General features: G+C 35.1%; 22 protein-coding genes, 1 tRNA gene and 1 pseudogene. 8 read left to right on the plus strand and 16 right to left on the minus strand.

The window, feature by feature from the left end:
* The first annotated feature begins 2 nt into the window (after positions 1-2).
* Together OPR39_RS00770 and OPR39_RS00775 are read left to right on the plus strand one after the other, a co-directional pair.
* Positions 3-572: a hypothetical protein gene (locus OPR39_RS00770; protein WP_265038821.1), complete on the plus strand. Its 570-nt coding sequence runs from the start codon at positions 3-5 to the stop codon at positions 570-572.
* Between the two features lie 23 nt (positions 573-595).
* Positions 596-3025, plus strand: a complete 2430-nt coding sequence (locus OPR39_RS00775) for an ankyrin repeat domain-containing protein (RefSeq protein ID WP_265038823.1) — start codon at positions 596-598, stop codon at positions 3023-3025.
* Between the two features lie 32 nt (positions 3026-3057).
* Here the strand turns inward: OPR39_RS00775 and OPR39_RS07090 are convergent, their stop codons facing one another.
* The 5 genes from OPR39_RS07090 to OPR39_RS00795 form a co-directional block, all read right to left on the minus strand.
* On the minus strand, positions 3058-3477 hold the full coding sequence (locus OPR39_RS07090; protein ID WP_015588794.1) for a YqaA family protein: 420 nt from the start codon (positions 3475-3477) through the stop codon (positions 3058-3060).
* 6 nt (positions 3478-3483) lie between these two features.
* Positions 3484-4857, minus strand: a complete 1374-nt coding sequence (gene cysS, locus OPR39_RS00780; protein ID WP_174516857.1) for a cysteine--tRNA ligase — start codon at positions 4855-4857, stop codon at positions 3484-3486.
* The gene (locus OPR39_RS00785) at positions 4850-5506 is read right to left on the minus strand and encodes an exopolysaccharide biosynthesis protein (RefSeq protein WP_265038825.1); all 657 of its coding nucleotides are present in this window, start codon (positions 5504-5506) and stop codon (positions 4850-4852) included. Before OPR39_RS00785 ends, cysS begins: the two co-directional genes overlap by 8 nt.
* Before the next feature lie 166 nt (positions 5507-5672).
* On the minus strand, positions 5673-5840 hold the full coding sequence (gene tatA, locus OPR39_RS00790; protein WP_006013840.1) for a twin-arginine translocase TatA: 168 nt from the start codon (positions 5838-5840) through the stop codon (positions 5673-5675).
* Positions 5841-5968: 128 nt separating this feature from the next.
* The gene (locus OPR39_RS00795) at positions 5969-6742 is read right to left on the minus strand and encodes an ABC transporter ATP-binding protein (protein WP_141456795.1); all 774 of its coding nucleotides are present in this window, start codon (positions 6740-6742) and stop codon (positions 5969-5971) included.
* Positions 6743-6889: 147 nt separating this feature from the next.
* On the opposite strand from OPR39_RS00795, the gene OPR39_RS00800 reads away from it, so the two are divergent.
* Positions 6890-6966 (plus strand) — tRNA-Arg (locus tag OPR39_RS00800).
* Between the two features lie 94 nt (positions 6967-7060).
* On the opposite strand, the gene uvrC is transcribed toward OPR39_RS00800, so the two are convergent.
* From uvrC to def, 10 genes and pseudogenes are all read right to left on the minus strand, one after another.
* Positions 7061-8878 (minus strand): excinuclease ABC subunit UvrC, encoded by a 1818-nt coding sequence (uvrC, locus tag OPR39_RS00805; RefSeq protein ID WP_174516859.1) that lies wholly within the window; start codon positions 8876-8878, stop codon positions 7061-7063.
* Positions 8862-10979 carry a glycine--tRNA ligase subunit beta gene (glyS, locus tag OPR39_RS00810; RefSeq protein ID WP_265038827.1) on the minus strand — a complete coding sequence of 706 codons (2118 nt, stop codon included), beginning with the start codon at positions 10977-10979 and terminating at the stop codon, positions 8862-8864. The genes uvrC and glyS overlap by 17 nt, the downstream gene beginning before the upstream one ends.
* Positions 10980-10982: 3 nt before the next feature.
* Positions 10983-11822: a glycine--tRNA ligase subunit alpha gene (locus OPR39_RS00815; protein ID WP_015588800.1), complete on the minus strand. Its 840-nt coding sequence runs from the start codon at positions 11820-11822 to the stop codon at positions 10983-10985.
* 44 nt (positions 11823-11866) lie between these two features.
* Positions 11867-12626 (minus strand): annotated as a pseudogene (locus OPR39_RS00820) (phosphatidylglycerophosphatase).
* Positions 12627-12772: 146 nt separating this feature from the next.
* On the minus strand, positions 12773-13768 hold the full coding sequence (hemB, locus tag OPR39_RS00825; RefSeq protein ID WP_265038833.1) for a porphobilinogen synthase: 996 nt from the start codon (positions 13766-13768) through the stop codon (positions 12773-12775).
* Positions 13761-14786 carry an NADH-quinone oxidoreductase subunit NuoH gene (gene nuoH, locus OPR39_RS00830; RefSeq protein ID WP_015588803.1) on the minus strand — a complete coding sequence of 342 codons (1026 nt, stop codon included), beginning with the start codon at positions 14784-14786 and terminating at the stop codon, positions 13761-13763. Before nuoH ends, hemB begins: the two co-directional genes overlap by 8 nt.
* A complete protein-coding gene (gene nuoG / locus OPR39_RS00835; RefSeq protein ID WP_141456792.1) occupies positions 14770-16818 on the minus strand; it encodes an NADH-quinone oxidoreductase subunit NuoG in 2049 nt (682 codons plus the stop codon). Before nuoG ends, nuoH begins: the two co-directional genes overlap by 17 nt.
* A gap of 5 nt (positions 16819-16823) precedes the next feature.
* Positions 16824-17036, minus strand: coding sequence for a hypothetical protein (locus OPR39_RS00840; RefSeq protein ID WP_006279675.1), 213 nt, complete (start codon positions 17034-17036; stop codon positions 16824-16826).
* A gap of 940 nt (positions 17037-17976) precedes the next feature.
* Positions 17977-18798: a uracil-DNA glycosylase gene (locus tag OPR39_RS00845; RefSeq protein WP_265038836.1), complete on the minus strand. Its 822-nt coding sequence runs from the start codon at positions 18796-18798 to the stop codon at positions 17977-17979.
* A complete protein-coding gene (def, locus tag OPR39_RS00850; protein ID WP_015588806.1) occupies positions 18788-19327 on the minus strand; it encodes a peptide deformylase in 540 nt (179 codons plus the stop codon). Before def ends, OPR39_RS00845 begins: the two co-directional genes overlap by 11 nt.
* Positions 19328-19465: 138 nt before the next feature.
* On the opposite strand from def, the gene ftsA reads away from it, so the two are divergent.
* The 3 genes from ftsA (at position 19466) to map (ending at position 22088) form a co-directional block, all read left to right on the plus strand.
* Complete coding sequence (gene ftsA / locus OPR39_RS00855; RefSeq protein ID WP_265038838.1) at positions 19466-20704, plus strand: cell division protein FtsA; 1239 nt, start codon at positions 19466-19468, stop codon at positions 20702-20704.
* 41 nt (positions 20705-20745) lie between these two features.
* Positions 20746-21147 (plus strand): nucleoside triphosphate pyrophosphohydrolase, encoded by a 402-nt coding sequence (locus OPR39_RS00860; RefSeq protein ID WP_015588808.1) that lies wholly within the window; start codon positions 20746-20748, stop codon positions 21145-21147.
* Positions 21148-21296: 149 nt separating this feature from the next.
* Complete coding sequence (gene map, locus OPR39_RS00865; RefSeq protein ID WP_265038840.1) at positions 21297-22088, plus strand: type I methionyl aminopeptidase; 792 nt, start codon at positions 21297-21299, stop codon at positions 22086-22088.
* Between the two features lie 17 nt (positions 22089-22105).
* Here map and OPR39_RS00870 read toward each other — a convergent pair whose 3' ends face one another.
* On the minus strand, positions 22106-23353 hold the full coding sequence (locus tag OPR39_RS00870; RefSeq protein WP_015588810.1) for an MFS transporter: 1248 nt from the start codon (positions 23351-23353) through the stop codon (positions 22106-22108).
* A 220-nt stretch (positions 23354-23573) separates the two neighbouring features.
* On the opposite strand from OPR39_RS00870, the gene rsmH reads away from it, so the two are divergent.
* Together rsmH and ftsL are read left to right on the plus strand one after the other, a co-directional pair.
* Positions 23574-24455 carry a 16S rRNA (cytosine(1402)-N(4))-methyltransferase RsmH gene (rsmH, locus tag OPR39_RS00875; RefSeq protein ID WP_265038842.1) on the plus strand — a complete coding sequence of 294 codons (882 nt, stop codon included), beginning with the start codon at positions 23574-23576 and terminating at the stop codon, positions 24453-24455.
* Positions 24452-24763 carry a cell division protein FtsL gene (gene ftsL, locus OPR39_RS00880; RefSeq protein ID WP_010962410.1) on the plus strand — a complete coding sequence of 104 codons (312 nt, stop codon included), beginning with the start codon at positions 24452-24454 and terminating at the stop codon, positions 24761-24763. Before rsmH ends, ftsL begins: the two co-directional genes overlap by 4 nt.
* Positions 24764-25037: the final 274 nt, after the last annotated feature.

A 25037-nucleotide genomic window follows, 5' to 3' on the forward strand; every position in this document is an offset into this window, starting at 1 on the left:
TTATGTATCAAGCGAGATGGCTAATGCTGTTTCCTAAACATGCAGTAGATAGAGAGTATTCTTTCCGCCTATTCACAGAGAAAAAATCAGCTAAGGATTTTGATGATATTGTTCTTCGGTATGAACAAGATGGGAAAATAGTACATAGATTCATACAAGTCAAGCACAGGCAGGGTAGGCACAAAAAGATCAGCATAGGTGACTTATTAACACCGGGAAAGGATGGTGCGTTTGGCTTAATAAAATATCTCATTGCTTATTTAAAGATCAAAAGTAGTGGAGAGTTTGAGGGTGAAATAGAGGATTTTGTCATTATTACAAATGATGATTTTGATTCCGCGGATTCGACATCGCATCCAGTAAGAAAGCTGAGAATGATGCCGAGTGGGAAGAATAAAGGAAAGGAAATTTCAGTCATAAGAATAGACACACAAGATGAGTTTCTGGATGTAGGTGATGGTGTAAGATATAAATTTGATAATAGTATTATCTCATATTTGCAGGAAAATAAGGATTTTGTAAAGCGTGAGGTAGGTAGAGAAGTCAGCAATAAAGAAATAGAAGACTTTTAAATAAATTAGTATTTGCAGTCAATTTGCCAAGCGGAACTGAACTTAGTGAAATTATTAAGAGTGAATTGGGCAAGGAATTCAGCAATACTGATGCAAAGCACTTTTACAGCCGTTACCAGGAAGAAGTGCTGATTTTGCTGGAGAAAGAAGAAGAGGAGTTTCTATCATATGAGAAAGCAAAAGCTCTTCTTGAAGAAATAAGAGAGGAAATTTTAGGAGCGGTTTGGTTTGATGTAAGAGGTCCAGTCAGACTATTTACAGGAAGAGATGAGGATTTGGGAATGCTACATGATTCGCTACAACGCAATCCCAAAGGTGCTGTAATTTCATACATAACGTCTATTAGTGGTCCTGGGGGGATGGGAAAAAACCAGTTAGCTAGAAAATATGCTTGTAAATATAGAAGATATTATGACGACAATGTTATATGGATAGACGCTGAAAACTTTGAAGCTATGAAAGATTCTTTCTTAAGGTTAGCTAGAAATAGATTAGGTATTTCTCCCAAAGATAAGTATGGAAACGACAAAACGATAGAAACTATTGTTAGAGAAGTATATGCTTTCTTCGCAAGAAGGAGGAGCCTGTTCATTTTCGATAACGTTCAAGAGTACAAAAAGATAAGTAAATTTTTGCCATTTTCTTTATCTCCCGATCTTAACAAGCCTCATATTTTGATTACCTCGCATGATCAGGAACTGGAAAAGGGAATAGACGTTATAAAGCTAGGAGAATTGGAACAAAGAGACGCTATAGAGTTTGTTAAAAAAGGATTTAATATACTAAAAAAAGATAAATCGCAAGATCGGGAGATAGAAAATTTGGTAAGAAGGTTGCAATGCTTTCCTTTAGCTATACAACAAGCAATATCATATATCGAAGATCAGAGAATAATAGAGAAGTTTAAAATTAGTGATTACCTAAAAGAGTATGAAAAGAAAGCTAAGAAGTTGCTTAAGTCTAAAATATTTCAAGGAATTGATAATAACTATACTAAAACAACTTTTACAGCTTGGGAAGTTACGATGGATAAAGTAAGAAGTGATGAACAATATGGACCATTAGCTTCAGAGATTTTAGATGTTTTGGCTTATTTTGCACCTGATAAAATCGCTAGAGAAATATTCTTAAATTCGGTAAGTGATTATAAGAAAAAGCAGTTAAAGCTAGCCATCCGTTTACTTGTGAGATATTCCATGGTGGGCAGTGAACAAAACCAAAGTGTATTAAATGTCCATAGGTTAGTACAGGAAGTAACAAGATTAAAATTACAAGAGAACCGACAAGAAGAGAAAACCCTCAGAAAGGCTCTAGAATTGATAAACAGTGGTGATTTAGCGAAAGATAGTAAAATTCATGTTGCATCTATTTGGGGATATGCAAGTAAACACGGTAGGTTGATTGATGACTTTTACAAAGATACTAATTTACATTTGCTTGTTGAAAATGATGATTATAAAGCGATTAAAAACTTATTAGCATATATAAAGAAAAAACATCAAGATAAGCTTAGTGAGATTGTTAATGCTAAAGATGGGTGTGATATTGCTCCATTGCATTTAGCTGCTGGAAATGGGAAATTGGACATAGTAAAATACCTGATCAATAAAGGTGCTAGTATTGATGTTAGGGACTGTTTTTACCAAACGCCATTATACTGGGCTGCTAAGAGTGGAGAGTTAGACATGGCAAAATATCTTGTAAATAAAGGCGCTAGTGTTGATATTGAAGATAGTTATGGCTGGACTGCGTTATACTGGGCTGTTGAGAATGAAAATTTTTATATAGCAGAATACCTTATAAAAGAAAAAGGTATTGATGTTAGTGCTAGGTACAGCAATGGCAAAACTATGTTACATGAGGCTATTAGGTTTGCGAAACTGGATGCGGTGAGGTACCTAATTGGTAAAGGAATTGATATTGATATCAAAGACGGATATGGCGGTACTCCATTGCATTGGGCTGCTATCAGAGGAAAGATTGATATGGTAAGATATTTTATAGAGCAAGGTGCTGACGTTAATGCTAAAGATAATGATGATCTAACGTCGTTACACTGGGCAGTTTTATACGCGAACTTGAAGGTAGTAAGATGTCTTGTTGAAGATGGTAGTGATGTTGATGCTAAAGACAAACGTGGCTGGACACCATTGCACTTGATTGCCAAGAATAACCGTCTATTATGGGGGGATGATTTGAATGAAATGTTGGGAACAACAGAATACTTCATTCAAAAAGGTGCTGATGTTAACGCTAAGGATAAAGACGGCAACACACCACTACACCTCGCTGCTATGAATGGAAAGATTGATGTAGCAAAAGTACTACTAAAACACAACGCCGATGTTAACGCTAAAAATAATGAAGGAAGAACAGCATTACATTATGCCACTGATTTCAATCATAGGGACCTTGTGGAGTTACTTTTAGCTCATGGTGCATCCATCCTATGACTTGGGCTTTAATGGCTGTAGTACTATAGCTGTTATACGCCAAAAGTAAGTATTAGATATAACAAATAGAGGAAATTAGATAGAATGATTAAAGGGGCAAGGATATAAAGGTTTAACTTAAAATAACCTGATAAAATTTGAATCACACTTCCAAGTGCCGGCACCCATGAAAGTAATGTAACTGCACAAATCAGTAGATTTTTTACGATTTTTGGTGTTTTATGCTCGTTCTCTAGTTTGCGGTATGATTTTCGTATAGAGATTGTTATTCTACCTAAATACCAGTTAACTATTCCACCAAGGCTTGATCCTAGTACTCCAAAAAATAACATAAGTAGTGGAGTGTAATACGACCTGAAATAAAGCATGGTATTGAACACAAAACCTTGATGTATGGGTAAAACTAACGACGATACTAGACTATCTGTGAATAACAGGAAGTAGTTTTCCATATGAGTTTACCAGGTTGTTGTACCATCTTCATTGTCAGAAATTGTAATCCCCATTTGTTTCAACTGGTCCCTTATTTTGTCTGCAGTATTATAATCTTTATTTTGTTTTGCTGCTCTTCTTAAATCTATCAATCTTTCTATTTCTTGATGACTCACACCAGCAGTAAACCACTCTTGATAACTTGACTCAAGAAGACCAATAAATCTGGCGCTCTTAACAAAACTCTCAGTTAATTTAAGCTTTTCACTTTCATTACTCATTTTGTTAATTTTTGCAGCCATTTCATGTAATATAGCTAGAGCTTCAGGAATGTTTAAGTCGTTTTTTAAAGCGTCTATAAAATCTTTAGAAATCTCTGCGTTACTTTCATCAATACTTATTGTATCTAAACCACGTAATAACCGATAAAATTTATTTAAGGTTTCCTGTGCATCAGAAATAACGTTTTCTGTCCAATCAAGTGGTTTTCTGTAGTGAGTTTTGAGCAGTGCATAGCGTATTACTTCACCCTTTATTCCACTATCTAGCAAATCTCTTACTTTGACTATATTAAATAAGGACTTGCTCATTTTCTCTTCATTTACTGTAAGAAAGCCGTTATGTATCCAGTATTTTGCAAACATTGATCCAGCAAATGCAGACTTACTCTGTGCAATTTCATTTTCATGGTGAGGAAATTGTAAATCTATGCCGCCACCATGAATATCAAAATCTTTGCCAAGGTAAGCATATGACATTGCTGAGCATTCTATATGCCATCCAGGTCTGCCCTCTCCCCATGGGCTATTCCAATAACTTGAAAGTTTGTAGTCAATATCATTTGCAGGCTTCCACAGCACAAAATCTCCAGGGTGCTTTTTATTTTCATTAACTTCAACTCTGCTACCTGGAACCAATTCATCAGTTTTTTTTCCTGATAAAGCACCATATTCATGGTAAGATTCTATATTAAAATACACGTGTTTGTCAGATTCATAAGCGTGGCCTGATTGCAGCAAATGTTCAATTAATTTTATAATGTAATCTACGTTTTCCGTTGCTTTTGGTTCGTATGTTGGTTTTTTACAATTTATGCTTTCCATATCATCATGAAAAGCTTTAATGTAATATGTGGTTATACTTTCTATGTTGCTATTTTTTTCACTTGCTGCATTAATTATCTTATCATCAATGTCGGTTATGTTACGCACATAGGTAACTTTGCCATAACAAAACTTAAGTAGCTGAAATAACACATCATACACAACAACAGACCGTGCATTGCCTATATGTGCTGTGTCATATACTGTTGGTCCGCAAACATACATTTTCACATGATCTTTATCGATAGGTGTAAAAAGCTCCTTTTTTTTTGTTAAGGTGTTGTAAAGCCTAACCATATACGAAGCTTTTGAGAAAAGAAAATGCCCCAATGATAAGTTGTGGCCCTTTGACTACTACAACAAGAGTAAGCAATAACCCACACAATGATATTAGAACTCCCAATATGGATAGAAACCCATCTTTACTCATGATACCAAGCGAAATAAGAGTCGTACCAATTGCAGGAATGAAGTTAGTAAGAGGTAGTGGAAGAGCTATTGATAACGCACAAAGCAGCATTATAAAAGCTAAAATTTTTTCACCGGGCCCATAGAAAATAAAAGACATTCTTGGTCTCATGAACTTTTCTATTTTTTTTAATGCTGGAGAAGTTTTCTCTACCACAAGAGCTAGTGTTGAACGCTGAAAAGACCTTCTTTCCAACCAATGCGGCATCCAAGGAGAATCAAATCCAAATAGAAGCTGCAGTGAGAATAAGATTAAAGGTATAGAAAGAATAGTTGTATAACCAGGTGGAACCGGTATAGGCACCGATAGCGGCAAGGAGAAGATGATTATTAAAATACCAAAACCACGCTCATGCAAAGCTGTTTTAATGTCAAACAAAGTTACTTTATCGCTATCATTGTTATTGGTATCTGCAACTTCTTTTAGAATATCAGAAGCTAGTTTTTTATCTTTAGTTAGTTTCTCACTTTTTTGCACAATTATCTTTTAATAAAATATTCCTCCTAAGCTAACATAGTTGTTGCTGTATTTCAATATTTGTTATTTATTTCATACCAATACTTCATCTCTTTCATTCTTTAACCTGACTAAGTTTTTAAACAGATGACATGCACTAAGGTGCATGTCACGAAGTATGAGGACGCTAACGATCTGGTTCGTTAGACGATAATTTTTCTGAGTCCTTAAGCTCCTGTTTAAGGTTTTTGATGCCTTTTCCTAAATCACCCATAACTTGCGGTAATCTGCCTGCACCAAACAGAACTAAAATTATTATTAAGACTAGAAACAATTGCCATGGTCCTAAACTCATTTTCACCTCCATTTAAAATATTGACCTTTAAATATTAAAACTTGACTGAAGTCAAGTAACACATAGATTATATCACCTTTATTTAATTATAAATCAAGGTTTTTTAATTATTTTATAACAATTCCAGACTAGATTATTTTCTTGCAGCGAATAAGTGGAAACTTTTCGCTTAACTGTAGAGTAGAAGAGAGCTCACTAAAAAACTTTGCTAGCGTATCATCTTGAGGCCTATGGTATATATCGCTAGAAACTCCTGATTGAATAATTTTACCATTTTTCATTACGTAGATAAAATCTGCAACTTTCAATGCTTCTTGCGGGTCATGAGTTACCATTAGCACAGGGATATTTTTACTTCTAAAAAGGGACAATATATGTTGTCTTATTCGGCACTTGAGCAGTATATCTAAATTAGAAAATGGTTCATCTAACAACACAACATCAGGGTTTTGTGCCATCACTCTTGCTATTGCAACTAATTGTTGCTGTCCTCCAGATAAGGCGTTAGGGTACATATTTTCGTATTTTTCTATATTGAGTAACTTCAAAATTTCCAATGCAATTAGGTGCTTTTCTCTCTTGGAAGAGCTGCGGATAGCAAAGGTTATATTTTCTACTACTGTTTTGTGAGGAAATAATGCAGAATGCTGAAAAATCAATCCGATATTTCTATGCTCTATAGCGACTGATGCCTTATTACTTGCAACTAACCTATCATTTATAAAAATAGTTCCAGATTTTGGATTTTCTATCCCCGCAATTAATTTCAAAATTGTTGACTTGCCACAGCCAGAATGCCCCAATAAACATGCAACATTTCCTTTCTTTACTTTAATGTTTATATTGCTTAAAGCAAAGTCGTTTTGATTGTTATAGAAATAACCAATATTGTTAACTAGCATTAATCTTACTTAAACCATGTTATTAAATATAATAGCATTATACTCAAGAAGTACAGAAATGTTTTTTGTCGTCATAAATTGGTTATGCAAGAAATCTAGAAAAGAAAGGATTTTTTGCTATAACTTTACATGAATGGTAGGAAACACGGGACTATAGCTCAGCAGGATAGAGCGTTGGACTCCTAATCTGAAGGTCGTGCGTTCGAATCGCACTAGTCCCACCACATTAAATTTCATGGAGATTTTTTTTCACAAATACGCACACCTTTTTTTGCGGTTTTAAGATATAAATTCCCTAATAATAAAACGGGTTTTGTGTCATTCCAGTACTCCTCTCTTATAATTTACGTGTTTAAGAATGACTTCTGCTAAACCTTTACTAATTCCAGGTACGTTTTGAATTTCAGCCAGAGAAGCTTTGCTTATATTTTTCACTGAACCAAAATAAGACATCAACGCTTTTTTTCTTTTGTTGCCAATGCCGGGTATTTTGCTTAATTGTGAAACTATAAACTGTTTATCGCGTTTTTTTCTATGTGAAGTTATCGCAAAACGGTGGGCTTCATTACGCAGCGATTGTAAGTAAAGCATGACTTTGCTGTCATTTGCCAGACTGAATTCTTCCCTGCCCAGCATATAAAATCTTTCATTTCCTGCGTTACGATCAGGACCTTTTGCCATACAAGCAAAAGGAACGTTTATATTCAATACTTCCAGTACATTCTGTACTATGGAAACATGTCCTGGTCCACCATCAATCAGTAAAAAATCAGGTATTATGCCTTTTATATTGCCGGAGAAACGTCTGGTTAGCACTTCCCTCATCATTTTATAGTCATCGCCTGAAAATTTTTCCTTTATAGTAAATTTTCTGTACTCACTTTTTAAAAAACCCTCCTGCCCTGCAACAACCATTACACCAATTTGTTGGTTTCCAAATATATGGCTATTGTCATAAACCTCAATACGCTTTGGAATATTTGGTAACAAGAAGATTTTGCTAAGCTCCTCAAGCTTTTCTAGGTTATTTCTATAATCGATAAGCTTCTGCTCTAAGCTATGCTGAGAGTTATCATAAACAAATTTCAATAAATCACGCTCTTTTTTATTCTTTGCATGCAGAACTTTTACTGGCTTTTGAGCAACCTTATATAGTGCTTGTTCTATAATTTCCTTATCCACAATAGAATCTGGAACGTAAATTTGTATTGGAGGTATGTTAGCTGAATTATAAAAATTGACCAAAAAGGTGGATAAAATTTCATCATTTGAGTGATCACCACAGTTCTCGGCAAAGTAAGGAGTGCTGCCGTAGTTGTCTTTATTTCTGAACGATAACACACTAATACATGCTAGATCCTCTTCACGTACAATACTGAAGAAATCTGCATCTTTTTCAAAAGAAAAATCCGTGTGCTGTATTTGAATTTGCTCAAGAAACTTTACCCGATCTCTATATATAGCAGCAAGCTCATAGTTTTCTTCACTGCTGCACTTTCTCATTGTGAAAAGTAACTGTTCTTTCACTTCCTTATTTCTTCCAAGCAATGTATTTCGTGCCTGTTTTACTGATTGGCAGTAGTCGTCTTTTGTGATTTTGTTTATGCATGGTGCTGAGCAGCGCTTAATTTGATATTCAATACATGGTCTTTTTGTTGAGGAAAAGTATTGATCTGAACATACTCTTAGGAGAAAAGCTTTTTGCAATGACAATATAGTTTGCTTAACAGCAGCGGCAGATGTAAAGGGACCATAATAATGAAACTCATTTTTCTTAAATTTGCCTCTATATTTTGCTATTCTTGGATAATCGTGCTTGGAAATTGTTATATAAGGATAAAATTTTCCATCCTTGAGCACAATATTATAAAGTGGTTTCAATGATTTTATTAGCTGTGCTTCAAGAAGCAGTGCTTCGATTTCATTCTCAGTGATGAATATTTCAACCTTAATAACCTGTAAGAGCATAACTCTAATTCGTTCAGAAAGGTTTTCGAATTGAAGGTAGTCGGATAATCTCGACTTTAAGTTTTTTGCTTTTCCAACATATAAAACTTTATTCTTATCTCCAACCATCTTATACACGCCACAGGACTGTGGAGATGATTTGATTTGTTCTTTATATTGCCTGAGCATTTATCCATTGCTTAACCTGTATGAGGTTAAAATCTGCTACTAAATGAAAGATGGAAACTACATTTTCAAGCAAAGATAATCTGTTTCTCCTCAGTTTATCAGAATCACAGTTAATCTTTACACTGTCCATAAACTGATTGATAAACGGAGCAAAACCAGCAAGTTCATCAAGTGCTACATTAAAGTGGTTATTTTTTATCGCTTGTTTTATGTTTTTACAAGCAGTTATAGCACAATTTGATAGCGCAATTTCTTCACTTTCAATCAAAAACCTCTTACCGTAAGATGCACTATAAGTAGTGCCATCACTTTTTCTTACTTTGCTCATCATGTTACTGACTCTTTTGTAAGTGCTTAGAATCTGTTCACCTTCTGGCGTACTAAGATAACGATCCAATATAACAGTTTGCTTTTCTGCTGTCAGCAGATCATTAATATCGATTTTATATAGTATTGAATCTACGACATCTTGTCTTATATCTCTATTTTTTAAAATAACCTTGAATCTTTCTAAGCAGAATTTAAATACTAATTCTGAAATTTGTTTTCTATTTGGCTTATCAGCTGACGTTGTATTTTTATTAAATAGAAGTTTTGAATATAAAGATACTGACTTGTCTATCAATAGCCTAATTGGAACATGCAAATTATTTTCAAGTATTGTCCTAATCATACCAATTGTCATTCTCCGCAAACTAAATTGATCATACGAACCAGAGATTTTTTCACCTGCTGCAATTAAACCAACTAAGCTATCCACTTTGTCTGCAATTGACACAGCAATTGCTGAAGGGGATTTAGGGCATTCTTGCTCCGATCTGATTGGCTTATAGTGTTCAGTTATAGCTTCCACTATTTCTTTATCTTCTTGAAAATAAGAAGCATAATATCCACCCATTACTCCTTGTAATTCTGGAAACTCTCTTACTATCGATGTTGCCAAATCAGCTTTTGCCAAATATGCAGCGCGTTCAACTTTTATCAGCGAAGCATGTGGAATAAATATAGCTATATACTTTGACAGAGCCGTAATACGCTTTACCTTTTCTCCAACGCTGCCAAGAGAAGCATGAAATAATATCGAACCTAATTTTTTGACATAATAATCTAGATTTTCCTTTTTATCTTGAGATATTAAAAATTGGGCATCAGCAAGACGTGCTTCTAATATTCTTTCGTGCCCTTTAACAACTTCACCATTGTTGACGTTGACAACAGTGACAAAGTGTGAAATTCTCTTTCCATTACTTAAAGCAAGGTATTTTTGTTGTGTATTAACTATACTAAGTATTACTTCCTTCGGTAATCCAAATGACTTTTCTTGATTTACTTCACCAAACAGCACGATTGGCCACTCTATAAGCCCTGTCAATTCATTTAGTAAATAATCATTTTTCTCAAGTTGTAAATTCTGCTCTTTTGTGAATTTATTAATCTGATCTAGTATAAATTGCTTTCTTTTGTCCATTTGGAGAATTACACTGTTTTTTTCTAGCAATTCAAAATAGTCTTTAGGTGCTTTAACAGTTAACGCTGTACCACTTGAGAGAAATCGATGGCCATATGTTGTGTTAGATGCTGTGATCCCTGCAAAAGACACAGGTATTATTTCGTCATTTAAAATGCATAAAATGTTTTTAATTGGCCTAACCCACCTTTCTTTTCCTTTGCCCCATCTCATACTTTTTGGCCAAGAGAAATTTTTTAATATTTCTCCTAGTTGATTTTTAAGAAACTCTTGAATGTTAAATGAGCAGCTTTCTCTTTTAATGAAGTAAAAATCCTCATTATTTACTTTTCGAACGAGCAAATCTTCTTCATTTTTCTGATATTTTCTTAAAAAACCTTCGATAGCACTTTTTGGTGCGTTAATGTTTGGTCCCTTAACTTCGTTATTGGAATCCTTTAGCTCCAAAGCATTTATGTTGTCGACAAATAGGGTAATGCGACGTGCTGTTACAAAAACCTCCATTGATGTAAATTTTACATTATTTTTGTTAAAAACATTGGCAATACAGCTCTTAACTTGAGTTACAGCTACATTCTGCATTCTCGGTGGTATTTCTTCTGAAAGGCACTCAAATAACAACTGCAACGACATACGCTATTTACTCATGTACAATTCACAACATTTTTTTGTCAGCTCTCTAACTCTACCAATATAAGCTGTACGTTCATTCACACCAAGCACACCTCTTGCATCAAGCAGATTAAGTAGGTGACTAGTTTTAATACATTGGTCATAAGCTGCCATTGGTAGCTCCTTTTCAATAAGGAACTTGCACAATTTTTCCGTATCTTCGAATTGCTGCTGTACCACTTTAGTATCATAATAATCTAATGCTAGATAAGAAAATTCATATTCTCTTTGTTTAAAAATATTTCCGTAAGTTACACCGTTATCGTTCCAAATTATATCGTAAACATTATCTACACCTTGTATGCACATTGCTAAACGTTCCAACCCATATGCCACCTCACCAGGAATCATCTTGCAGTCAATCCCTCCAACTTGCTGTATATAAGTAAGCTGTGTTACTTCCATTCCATTGCATGTAACTTCCCATCCAAGTCCTGATGCACCAACACTTGGGTTTTCCCAATCATCTTCAACAAACTTAATATCATATTTTTCTGTAGATATGCCAAGAACTTTTAAGCTATCTAAATAGACGTCTTGTAAATTATTACCAGATGGCTTTATTATAACTTGATATTGGTAATGTTGATACAAACGATTAGGATTATCACTATAGCGCCCATCTGCTGGCCTAATTACTGGTTGTAGATATGCAATTTTTGCCGGTTTTGTATCAATTGCAGACATAATTGTTGCAGGATGTAATGTGCCAGCACCAACTTCAGATGTGTATGAGTGAAGTATAACACATCCTTCACTAGCCCAAAAATCTTGTAACTCTTTTATTATACTTTGTAAGTTCACACAAATTTCACACTTTTTATACTAAATATATAAATAAATAAGTACTATTCAATACCTATTTTTTTAACAGTATCATGTAAAATAATCACCTAAAACTGCTGAACTTTCCCTCACATACTGAATTATGCTTTTATTTAGGACAATTGCATCATGCATAGTTAAATCGCAGAATATAAATGCTGTTAAATACAGTAAAATCACCGCATAAAATGTGTGAAAAATCCCCTCAAATGTAATTGACATTGCATTATTATAGCTGAGCTGTATTGAACTTATTGGCCATGGTTTTATCACTTCTACGACATTAAAAAATACGTAAGGTATCATAAGAAAAAAGAAAAAGTGCATAAAATCATTAAACCAAAATGGGCATTGAAACATCTGCTTACATATATTCCCATAGAGTTTACTTACAGCATAATAAATCGACATCATTGCCGGCATTGAAAGTGCTACAGTCAGTACTTGCCCTGACGCTATTTGTATTACTATTTCTTCACCACTGTTTGCTGAAGGGTCTTGAGCATGAAAAATAAATATTCCAATTAATTGCATTACTAACATAACTATTGCCAATTTTGTAAAAACAGCAGCTACGACTATTCCTGAGTCTGGCATTTTATATAGTAAGTATTCGCCTCCATATGTAAGAATTAATATAACATCGACAATAAATAATATTAAAAGAGAAGACCAATAGTTCTGCCAACTTGGTAAATATCCTATTCCTAAAAGAGAGCTTACTGTTTTAGCAGGAAAAACCTTGCCTAGCATCTTCCCCAAAAATTTAAAAAAAATCCCCATGTTCTAAGTAACACTTGGTTTATATTATTTATAATACTGTATTGTAATAGACTTATCAATAGCTTAAAACATGTATTGGAAGATTTTAGGTAATATGCAGCAACAGTAGAAGAACGTGCGCCAAAAATTTAATAATTTTATAGGGCTTATGCACTTAAATTTTTTGCAATATCAAGTGCAGCGTAAGTGAATATTGCACTTGCACCCGCACGTTTGAAACCAATCAAAGATTCATAAATCACCTTGTCATAATCTAGCCAGCCATTATTTGCAGCAGCTTTTATCATTGCGTACTCACCGCTTACTTGGTAAGCAAAAATCGGAAAATTAAACTTATCACTTGCTGTTTTGATAATATCCAAATATGGCATACCTGGTTTAATCATAATAAAATCTGCACCTTCATTTATATCCATTTCAATTTCGCACATTGCTTCGCGCGCATTTTTATAATCCATTTGATAACCACTTTTGTCTATAGAATGTGATAGCCCACATGAACCAACGACTTGCCTGAATGGAGCATAGAAGCTAGAGCAGTATTTTACTGCATAAGATAATATTAATACGTCTTGAAAATTGTTATCATCTAATGATTTTCTGATTCTTCCTATTCTACCATCCATCATATCAGAAGGAGCAACTACATCACATCCTGATGCTGCTAAAGCAAGTGCTTGCTTACATAATATCGACACGGTTTCATCGTTTTCTACATCCATCTGATTATCTTTTAAAATGCCGTCATGGCCGTGAATAGTGTATGAATCCAATGCAATGTCTGCAATAATACCAATTTCAGGTACCTTTAATTTTACAGCACAAATTGCTCTGCAGATTAAGTTGTCAGAATTATATGCTTCCTCAGCGTTTTCAGATTTTAGTTTACTATCAACTACAGGAAAAATTGCAACAGCATTAATTCCTAAATCTTTAGCTTCCTTAACTATAGACACTAATCCATCTATTGAATAACACTTTACATCTGGTAAGCCAGAAATTGGTTCAGTTGTTTCTTCTCTGTCATGAACAAACAGAGGAAGAACCAGATCGTTTACTGATAAACTATTTTCACTTGTTAAATTGCGAACCCATTTGCTCGAGCGCCTGCGTCTTAATCTTGTATTTGGGAAATTAAACATTGGATCCAGGCAAATTCCCAGTAAAGAGCAACACCCCTGAAATGAGTATTACCCAAAGCACCGATATTGGTAGAAATACTTTCCAACCAAGGCGCATTAGCTGATCATATCGATAACGAGGTATTGTTGCTCTAATCCAAATAAATACGAATAAAAGTATAATTATCTTCAAAACGAACCAAATTAAACCTGGAATTTTATAAAGCAAACCAAGTTCTAACGGAGGATACCATCCTCCTAGAAAGAATATCGTCATCATAGCACTTGCTAGAATCATATTTGCATATTCTCCAAGAAAAAAGAGGGCAAAAGGCATGGATGAATATTCAACGTTATATCCAGAGACTAGCTCTGCTTCAGCTTCTGGTAAATCAAATGGGTGACGATTAGTTTCTGCAAGCAAAGAAATAAAAAATATTATTCCTATAGGCATTAGTAGTAAATCAACCCAAAATGGCATATTGTGTTTCGCTACCACCATCTCTCCAAGATTTAATGTTCCAGTGGTAATAACGACTGCAGCAACTATTAAGCCTATTGAAACTTCATATGAAATCATCTGAGCAGCCGACCGTATAGCACCAAGAAATGCATAATTAGAATTGCTTGACCAGCCTGCAATAATTACGCCGTATACTCCCAGCGACGATATAGCTAGCACGTAAAGCACTCCAACATTAATATTTGCTATAACCTTAGGAATAACTACTTGCTGGCCATTTTCTACAATTACTTCAGCACCAAACGGTATAACTGCCCAGGCAATTAATGCCAAGATAAAGGTAAGCATTGGAGCCATAATGAACAGTATGGTGCTCGCTCTAAATGGTATTATCGGCTCTTTAATCAGTAGCTTAATAGCATCTGCAAATGGCTGCAATAGCCCAAAAGGTCCAACTACACTCGGGCCGTGCCTCAGTTGAATTGCAGCAAGGACCTTACGCTCAAAGTATGTCAAATATGCAACTGAAAGTAGTAGCGGTACTAAAATAAATAAAATATTAACTAGCGTGTTCATAAAAAGCTTTAGTACAATCTGCCATTATTTTTGAAGCGCGACTTATTGAATCCGTCATATAAAAATTACACTCCTTTAAAGTAAAAGGTGTATTACTTAAATTTATTTTACCATTGCTGATTGGTACCCATGTGTTTTTTATCACTTGATCAGCATTTCTAAACTGTGGACCGATAGTATCTAATTTTTTTCTCACGTCAAATAAACTATCATATGGTAAGGAGAGATCCAAATATTGCGAGAGATTTTTAATAATTAACCAGTCCTCCTTTGCTTCACCTGGAGGAAATACAGCTAAATTTGTTCTTTGCACTCGACCTTCAGTGTTTACATAAGTTGCATATTTTTCTGTATATGCAGCACCAGGCAAGATAACATCTGCCACATGTGCACCCTTATCACCGTGATGACCTTGATAAATTACAAATGTGTTTTCTAACTTTGATGTGTCAATTTCATCTGCACCAAGAAGATAAACAACTTCTATTTCACCACTTTCTGCATGTTCCAATATTTGATTAATATCCCTTTCGCCTTTTTTAGGAACAAACCCAATATCTAGCCCACCAACTCTTGCTGCAGCTTTATGCAGCATATTAAAGCCATTCCAGTCATCTCTGACCATGTTAAATTTTTCTGCAATTTTGCCAGCTAGAACTAGAACTGATTCAGAATCGTCTCTTACTAATGCATCTTGACCGATAATCAGCATAGGGCTCTGAGCAGCACTCAGCAGCTTACAGAACTTATGATTTCCATTTGCTATTTCACTCAAAATATCAGGATTATCGCCCAATTTCTCAACATGATACAAATATTCAATGTTAGGACCAACACTTGCAACAGGAAAGTTGCCCTGTAAATATCTCTTTCTCAATCTTACGTTAATGATCGGTGCTTCTATCCTTGGGTTTGTATTTATAAGCAGACACAAATCCGCATTCTCTATACCTTCAATAGTGGTATTGAACACATACGATCCACGATTATTTGGTATAAGTTTTGCACCATCCTGCCTGCAATCTATATTTCCCGAGCCGAGCTTCTGCATCATTTCTTTAAGTAGAAGCATAGACTCACAATCTGCTAAATCACCTGCAATTGCAGCTATTTTATTTGATTTTGTATTCTTTAATTTCTTTGCAGCAACAGTTAATGCCTCATTCCAATCAACTGGGGCTAATTTACCATCTTTTTTTATATAAGGTCGATCAAGACGCTGAACTTTTAGTCCATCATAGGCAAAGCGGGTTTTATCTGATATCCATTCTTCATTTACCTCTTCGCTCAGCCTTGGTAATATCCTCATAACCTCCGGGCCACGATAACCAACTCTAATTGCGCTACCCACAGCATCTAGCACATCTATAGTCTCACAATGTGATAGCTCCCATGGACGCGCTGTAAAGGAGTAAGGCTTTGAAGTTAAAGCTCCTACCGGGCAGAGATCTATGATATTTCCAGATAATTCAGAACTAATATGCCTTTTTATGTAAGTGCTAATCTCTACATTTTCTCCCCTTCCGATTCCTCCAAGTTCATTTGTACCTGCAACATCAGACAAAAATCTAACACACCGAGTGCAATGAATGCATCGATTCATCGCAGTCTCAATCAGTGGTCCGAAGTGTTTTTTTGGCACAGCCCTCTTATGCTCATCAAGTCTGCTGGTTCCTTTCCCATAAGCCATCGTGATATCTTGCAAATCGCATTCACCACCCTGATCGCAAATTGGGCAATCAAGCGGGTGGTTAATTAGCAAAAACTCAAGCACACCTTCACGTGCTTTTTTAACCTTAGGGGTATCAGTGTGAATAACCATCCCTTCTGCAACTGGCATTGCACAAGAGGCTACTGGTTTTGGAGGTCCACCCTCCACTTCAACCAAACACATTCTGCAGTTACCAGCAATTGCTAAACGCTCATGATAACAAAAACGTGGAATTTCAACGCCCACGACTTCACAAGCTTGAATTATAGTGAGCCCATGCTCTACTTCACATTCCTTAGAATTAATAGTAACTTTAACCACAACTATTATACAGCTTCCCACTTTATAGGATTGCCGCTTACCTCATCTTCAACCAGATTGCCGTTGTCATATTGAGCAGACATATAATTCATGCGCGAATCACGATCTATATATCTAACAGGTTTTACCGGTTTATCTTTATACATTTTTTGCTCAGCTTTCTTACGCTGAGTAGGGTTATTTTTACTAGCTGTCTTTGCTTTCCCACCTGCTGCCATATAAACTCCTAAAAACTTTTCATTCTATTTTAACACTTAAGTATATAGCGTCAATATTTAATAACTTTAAAATTTCAATAGATCTCTTATTATAATCATTTTACAATCATTGTTTAAATAAAAAGTTACCCCTTGATGCCATTCCAGCGCATGACGCACAGCTGTACGAACATTGCAATTTGCAGGCAATTTGCGTGGCAGATTCAAGTAGCTGACACTGGTTCCCATCCAAGACAGCAGTAGCCCTTTCGGTGTTATTTCAGTGCTTGACACTGAAATCCAGGTTTTGATTGGATACTGAGTTGGTAAGCATAAAAGTGTAGCTAACGCGAGCTCTACGTCATACCGCGATTCATTCGCGGTATCTCAAAGCATAGATCCCGCTAACAAGTAGCGGGATGACGGTTGTCGTTTAGCCATAAATATTAAGAAATTTACTAAATGAAAAAAAAGGCAAAAGAAGCCCTGGGGTTATTATCTGCTTTAAAATATTGGCGTTTTTTATGTTTTAAACGCTTGACAAGCGAGATTCAGCCGCTTTTAATTGCAACTAACTTACGCTGCAAATGTTTAAGAAATTTACTAAGCAGAAAAAAAGACAAAGAATCCCCGAGTTAGCTAGTCTTTTACTATCTCTGTCGAGTATTGGCATTTTTTGATGTCTTGTAACGCTTTATAAGCGCGTTCAGCTTATTTAGATAAAAATCTAGATGTAGATGAAGTTTTGTAAAGACATACAGTATCTATATACTGCAAAAAATTGAACATAAGACGCCGATACATTAAGTAATCCTTACCTTTTAATCTGCAGATTGGCGAAAGCAAATACAATAGCTTCACTGTTATGATAAGGGGGCTGGCGAAGGGTGTCAAGGAAGTTTTTTCGTTTCTAACGATTGTTAACATGCTGCAAAAACTATGCAAGAGGTCTACCACTTTATTAGGTATTTGTGCAGTTATTGGTGTTATCAAGATACTCCCTAATCTTCTTCAAGTCCTCCCAGGCTAAACGTTTTTGTGCCGGTTGGCGAAGTAGGTAAGCTGGATGAAATATAGCGGCTGTGGTGATTGAATTGGACAAATATTGGTTAGTGTACGTATGAAATCTGCCACGCAAATTCGATATAGTTTTTGTGCTGTCAAGAAGGCTATAACATGCGATTCCCCCGACCAAAATTAAAATTTGTGGTGAAACTAGTGCAACGTGTTTTTCGACAAATGGTCTGCACATATCAAGCTCTAGGTCGGTTGGCTTTCTATTGCCAGGTGGGCGCCAAAATACGGTATTGCTTATATAAACTTTGGTGCGATCAAGATTGATTGCATTTAACATTTTATCGAGCAACATTCCACTTGCACCACAAAATGGTATGCCTTGAAGGTCTTCATTTGCTCCTGGAGCTTCACCAACGAGCATAATTTTTGCATTTGGATTACCATCGGAAAAGACAGTATTAGTTGCAGTTTTTTTTATCTCACAACCTTCAAATGACTTTACTGCACTTCTTAATTCATCCACACTACCACATTTACCTGCAAGTTTCCTTGCTTCAATTATCCAATCACTTGGAAACATGTCTTTTCCATCTTTAGTGTCACCCCAGTGCGTATCTGCATCTTTCTTCTGGGTCCCAGTTTGGATAACAGAGGGTTGCACACTCTCTTTGCTCTCCAATTTTTTTTCCTCTTCACCCTCCATTAGTGTGCAATCAACGCCCACTTCATGGTAAAATTTTAATAATTCTAGGTCTTTATTGCTCATATTGCTTTTTAATCTTTTGTGCTTTTGTCATCGCCATATCATACTTTAATTTAGATAAATGTCTAATATATAATATGCCGTTTAAGTGATCTAATTCATGCTGAATACACCTTGCAAGCCAACCACTAGCTTTTAGTGTTTGTTCTTCATTATCTAAGTCTTTATATTTCACAGTTAGATACTTTGGACGCTTAATTTCATGACTTTGCTCTGGAATTGAAAGGCATCCTTCCTTGAGAATTACTTGTTCATCGGATAATTCTGTAATCTCAGGATTAATCATGTAAAATTTGCCAGTTGAGCCATATCCTGCTGGCTCATTTTCAATTGTTTCTAGCTGAATATCCATAACAAAAATTCTCTTTAACACTCCAACTTGCACTGCAGCAAGGCCAAGACCTTCTGCATCATACATAGTTTCGAACATGTCGTTTACTAATTCTTTAATTTTATCGTTTATATCTGTTACTTCACTGGCACGTGTGATTAGTCTTTCATCAGGGGCAATTACAATTGGTAATATGGACATAAAAATTATCATTCTATGTTTTACTTTTCCTTTTGTCCAGAATTTAGTGTATATTAAAATGTTGCTATATCTATAATAGAAATATAAATTATTAAAGAAAGCTACAATTTAAATGAAATTGCGTAATAAGGTTAACTAATGTACTCTGCAGTAATAGCAAAACCAAAGAGAAATGTTTTTGCTGTTTTAGACATAGGTACAACAAAAATTATCTGTCTAATCGTTAAGATAAATGGCAACTTCAGCTATAAAGTAACAGGAACGGGTTATAAGATTGCAGAAGGTGTAAACGGTGGATCAATAACTAATGTAAAACACGCAAATTACTCCATCTCATCAACTATAGGTTTAGCTGAACAAGTATCAGAAGAAACCATAGATCAGATATATGTGAACATTGCTGGATGTGGCATCTCATCTTTCAATGTACATAATGAAATTATTGCAGCTAACCATGAGATTTCTGAGCGTGATATAAGACGTTTAGTTTTTCAAACATTTGAGAAATATATTGAAGACAATGTTATCATTCACAATATACCACTAAAATATCACTTAGATGACATGACTGACATAAAAGAAGTTGTTGGATTGTACGGAAAAAGACTATCTGCTGATGTTAATGTTGTCACTGCTTCGCGTCCAGCGCTTACCAATATTGAAAACTGTATTACCAATAATGGTGGATTAAATATGGCAGGTTGTATTGCTTCTGCATATTCTGCAGGTCTTGCGTGCCTCAGTGAAGATGAAAAAGAGCTCGGGACTGCTATTGTTGATATAGGCGGTGGGTGCACTGCAATTGGAATTTTCAAAAGAGGGAAACTTGTGTATGCAAGCAGCGTTCCAATTGGTGGCGTTCATATCACTCGAGATATTGCTTACGGGCTATGCACAAGCATAGAACGTGCAGAGTATATAAAAATACTGTATGGTAGCACTATCGTAACTTCAATAGATGAGAACGAATATATTACAGTCCAAAATAGTGAAAATGATGAACCTACTCAAGTATTCAAATCTGAGCTTATTAACATCATAAGACCAAGAGTTGAAGAAATACTTGAAATGGTAAGAGAGCAATTTCAAGAGCAGAAAGATCCAATTAATAAAGTAGTGATCACAGGTGGAACTAGTCAACTTACAAGCATGAAGGAAATTGCAGGCTATATATTCAATAAACAAGTTCGAATTGGGTCCCCTGAATCTCTCAGTGGCCTTGATGGCGAATATGATAAAAATCCTGTATTTTCTGCTGCTATAGGTTCTATAAAGCTAATAGTTGACACTTTTTATAAAAATAACTCTGGTATGTTAGGACAAGATGGTAAAATGAGTAAATTGTATAATTGGGTTAAATCAAAAGTTACAGTTTAATTTTACTGAATGAAATTCTTATATCTATCAAAGGAAACATTATGAATAAAAAACATTGTTTCAAAATTAATAAATTGGTTCGTGATCATACAACTGAAATTATACGTTCCCATGGAATTATTGTTTATGAGAGGGTGATGGAAAAAGATGAATACATTGAACGTCTCAAAGATAAACTTTTAGAAGAAGCAAAGGAAGTTATTGCCTCTAAAACTCCAGATGAAAATCTTGAAGAGTTAGCCGATTTACTTGAGGTCATACATGCATTAGGCAAAGAAAGTGGACTATCAATAGAACAAATTGAAGAAAAGCGTATCTCTAAAAAACAAGAGAGAGGTGGTTTTGAGAATCGTATCTATAATACTTACATTGAGGTGAATTCTAAGAGCATCGATTACTATCACAAAAAACCTTCAGATTATCCTGAGATAATAGTTGTATAGTTCAGATTATTAAATAGACTTCTTGCTTGACCACCTTTCATACAAATGACTTGACGCTAGGATCCATAGGGCTTATTTTCATAATACGCAAAGTTATTACATTTATGTACTGCAAGTAAGCGTACCAATTATAATAAGACATGGAAAATATGAACATAACTATACACTCACAAGAAGATTTTGAATTTATGCGCAAGGCTGGCAGGCTTGCTGCTGAAACTCTTGATTTCATTGCACCGTACGTAAAGGTAGGGGTGACAACTAATGAATTAAATGATCTATGCCATGACTTTATAATTAATGCAGGTGCAATTCCAGCACCACTAAACTATAGGGGGTATCCAAAATCAATTTGCACTTCAAAAAATGCAGTTGTGTGCCATGGTGTTCCCGATGATAAACCGCTTAAAGATGGAGATATTTTAAATATTGATGTCACGGTGATTTTAAATGGTTGGCATGGTGATACAAGTCGCATGTTTTGGGTTGGCAAACCATCAATCAAAGCAAAACGTTTATGTGATGCTACTTATAATGCGTTGATGGAAGCAATCAAACAAGTTAAGCCCGGCAATAAGTTAAATGAAATAGGGCTTGCTATAGAGAAATATATTAGAGATTTTGGATATTCTATCGTACGCAGCTACTGCGGACATGGTATAGGAAAAGTCTTTCATGCTCCACCAAATGTAGTGCATTTCTATGATCAAGATGAAGATCTTGTCTTAAAGGAAGGTATGTTTTTTACAATAGAGCCAATGATTAATGCTGGAAAACATGAGACTCTGCTCAGTAAACTCGATGACTGGACAGTAACAACACGCGATCTTTCACTTTCTGCTCAATTTGAGCATACACTTGGAGTGACAAAAGATGGTGCTGAAATATTCACATTATCACCTAAGAATTGGCATTTCCCACCTATAATTAGATTTTTTTAAATTCTGCTATACTGCAACTATACTTGGTTTACTTTGGGTGATTTTGAAGAAAGCTCACCCTTAATTTGCGATATAGCAACTAGCCCAATTAATGCACAGAAAATCATGTAAAAACTAGCTGAAGTCTCTTGTCCTGTAACCTTGATAATTGTTGTGCATATAAATGGTGCAAGGCCGCCAAAAAATCCAGCAGCTATATTTCTTGATAAACCAAATCCACTGTACCGAACCTTTGTTGGAAATAATTCGCACATAAGTGCACTGACAGGACCAAGCGATGCAGCTATTGGAATTATAAAAAGAATGTGTGCCAGCAAGTAATTGCTACTACATAACATTGAAAAAACTGGATAACTCACTATTACAAAAGCTATAAATGCAAACTTCATAACTTTTTCTCTTCCTACCTTATCAGAAAGTATTGCAAACAATACTGTCAATCCTCCGAGCGCAATTTGACTCAGTATTTCCACTATATGATTAAAATGAGTATTTACTGTTAATATTTTATTCGTAAGCACATTGAAAAATACCAGATATATGTAAAGAGATGAGTTTTCAACTATATCAACCCCAACTGATATCAGAAAAGGTTTTTTATAGCTATTTAATAACTCTTTTAATGGCAATTTAGATGGATTTTTCTGTCTTTTATACTCTGGGCTTTCATCAAGTATATATCTCATATATATGCTAATTAATCCCATTGCTAAACTGAAAATGAAAGGTAATCTCCACCCCCAAGATTCAAAATCAGATACTTTTTTGCATATGAGTACCGCTATCAAGCTTAATACTGAACCAAAAATTGCGCTTAATACTTCAATGCTGCCAAAAAATCCTTTTTTGTTTTTAGGAGCATGTTCTATTAAAAATGGTGCATTTCCTGCTTCTCCTCCAAGAGATATACCCTGCAATAACCTTAAACAAACTACCAGCATTGATGCTAGTATTCCAATGCTTTGATAACCTGGAACAAAAGCAATTAATACGGTTGATAGAGTCATTAATATAATCGAGAGCAATAAGGCAACTCTTCTGCCATGCTTATCACCAATGTGACCAAATATAGCAGCACCGACTGGTCTCATTAAGAAACCCACTGCAAACACTCCAAAAGCTTTCAATACGCTGGTTAGTTGATCATCCGATGGAAAAAACACACTACCTATTATGTTTATTAAGTGGCCAAAAAGCATGTGGTCATACCACAATAAAGTGTTACAAATCAAACTTGAAAATATTACTTTTGTTATTTGCTGCATAATTTTCTATAGTTTGTTTAGTATTTAGTAATATACATTACTTTTTTTTATATAATAGAAAAATTTGAACATCATATTAATAATAGCATCTTATTAAATCTTAATATTTTTATATCATTGACTATATTCAAGTGTTTTTATATTATTGCCTATATACTTCCATATGTTTTAGTGGGAAGTTATTTTTATTTGTATGCACAGAGTCTCTTGATGGAGCACTATGACACACACTCCAGTTTTGTTAAAAGAGATGCTATCACTACTATCACCGCAGGATGATGGTATATATGTGGACGCCACATTTGGAGCTGGAGGGTATAGCAAAGCAATATTGGAGTCAGCTGATTGCAAAGTATATGCAATTGATAGAGATGAAACGGTAACTAAGTTTTATGATGATTTAAGCATTAGATATCCCGATAGAATAAAACTATTTATTGAGAAGTTTAGTAATGTTAAAAATTTATTAGATAGCAACAATATTAAAGGTATCGATGGAATAGTTTTTGACATCGGAGTTTCATCTATGCAGCTTGATAACGGAGATAGAGGGTTCTCATTTTTACATGATGGTCCACTCGATATGAGTATGGATAACTCTTCTTATATAAACGCTTCAACGTTTGTTAACGCTTTACGCGAAGAAGAAATCGCAAATACTATATATAACTACGGAGGCGAACGTCATTCTCGCAAAATCGCAAGAGCAATAGTAAATGCACGGAAGAAGAAAACTATCAAAACTACATTTGAGCTTGCGGATATTGTACGTTCTGTGGTGTTTCGTGGAAAAAGCAAAATTGATCCTGCAACCAGAACATTTCAGGCAATCAGAATATGGGTAAACGATGAGCTGGGAGAACTTGAAAAGGGCATTAAAGCTGCATCTGAGATTTTAAGTGAGAATGGCAAATTAATTGTCGTCACCTTTCATTCCTTAGAAGATCGTATAGTCAAAACTTTTTTTAAAGATTTATGTGCTACTGATTGCAAGACATTCTCTCTTCTAAATAAAAAAGTGATCGAAGCAAGTATAGAAGAAGTAAGTGCAAATCCGCGTTCACGCTCAGCAAAACTAAGAGCTATACAGAGGTTGTCATGAGAACTTTCTGCATCATCTCAATAGTTATGTTTTTTCTTAGCATTGTAGGACTATTTAAGGTAAAATTACATGTTCAGTCATTAAATAGAGAGCTAATAAAAATAAAAAGTGAAATTAATTTAGTGCAAAGTGATATGAAAGTTTTACAAGCAGAATGGAGCTATTTGAATAATCCAAAAAGGCTTGCAAGTCTTGTAAAGAAATACCTGAAAAATAACTCTTTAATACTGGCTAGCCAGGTTAAAAATCTTGACTCTTTAAATGGCCGCAGTGTGCTAGCACAACTTAAAATCCATGATCAACAGTGAGATTAAGTCTTATTTTTTACAGATGAGCACATCACAATAAAACTTACTTTGTATCCGTTCAGGATAGCGGCAAGGTAGTATAACCATAGAGTAAAAGTGAGTTTACAACAAATGGTGTCATCCCAGTGCTTGACACTGGGATCCAGCCTTTCCATAATCATCAAAAACATTGTATTTTAACGTAAAACAGCTATTTTTATGCTTACCAACTTAATAAAATTCCTGGATCCCAGTGGGCTTTGTTGCATCGCTAGCTATGATGGATTAAAGATAA

It is taken from the genome of Wolbachia endosymbiont (group A) of Yponomeuta plumbellus (assembly GCF_947251575.1).
In the GTDB taxonomy this organism is placed as follows: domain Bacteria; phylum Pseudomonadota; class Alphaproteobacteria; order Rickettsiales; family Anaplasmataceae; genus Wolbachia; species Wolbachia pipientis.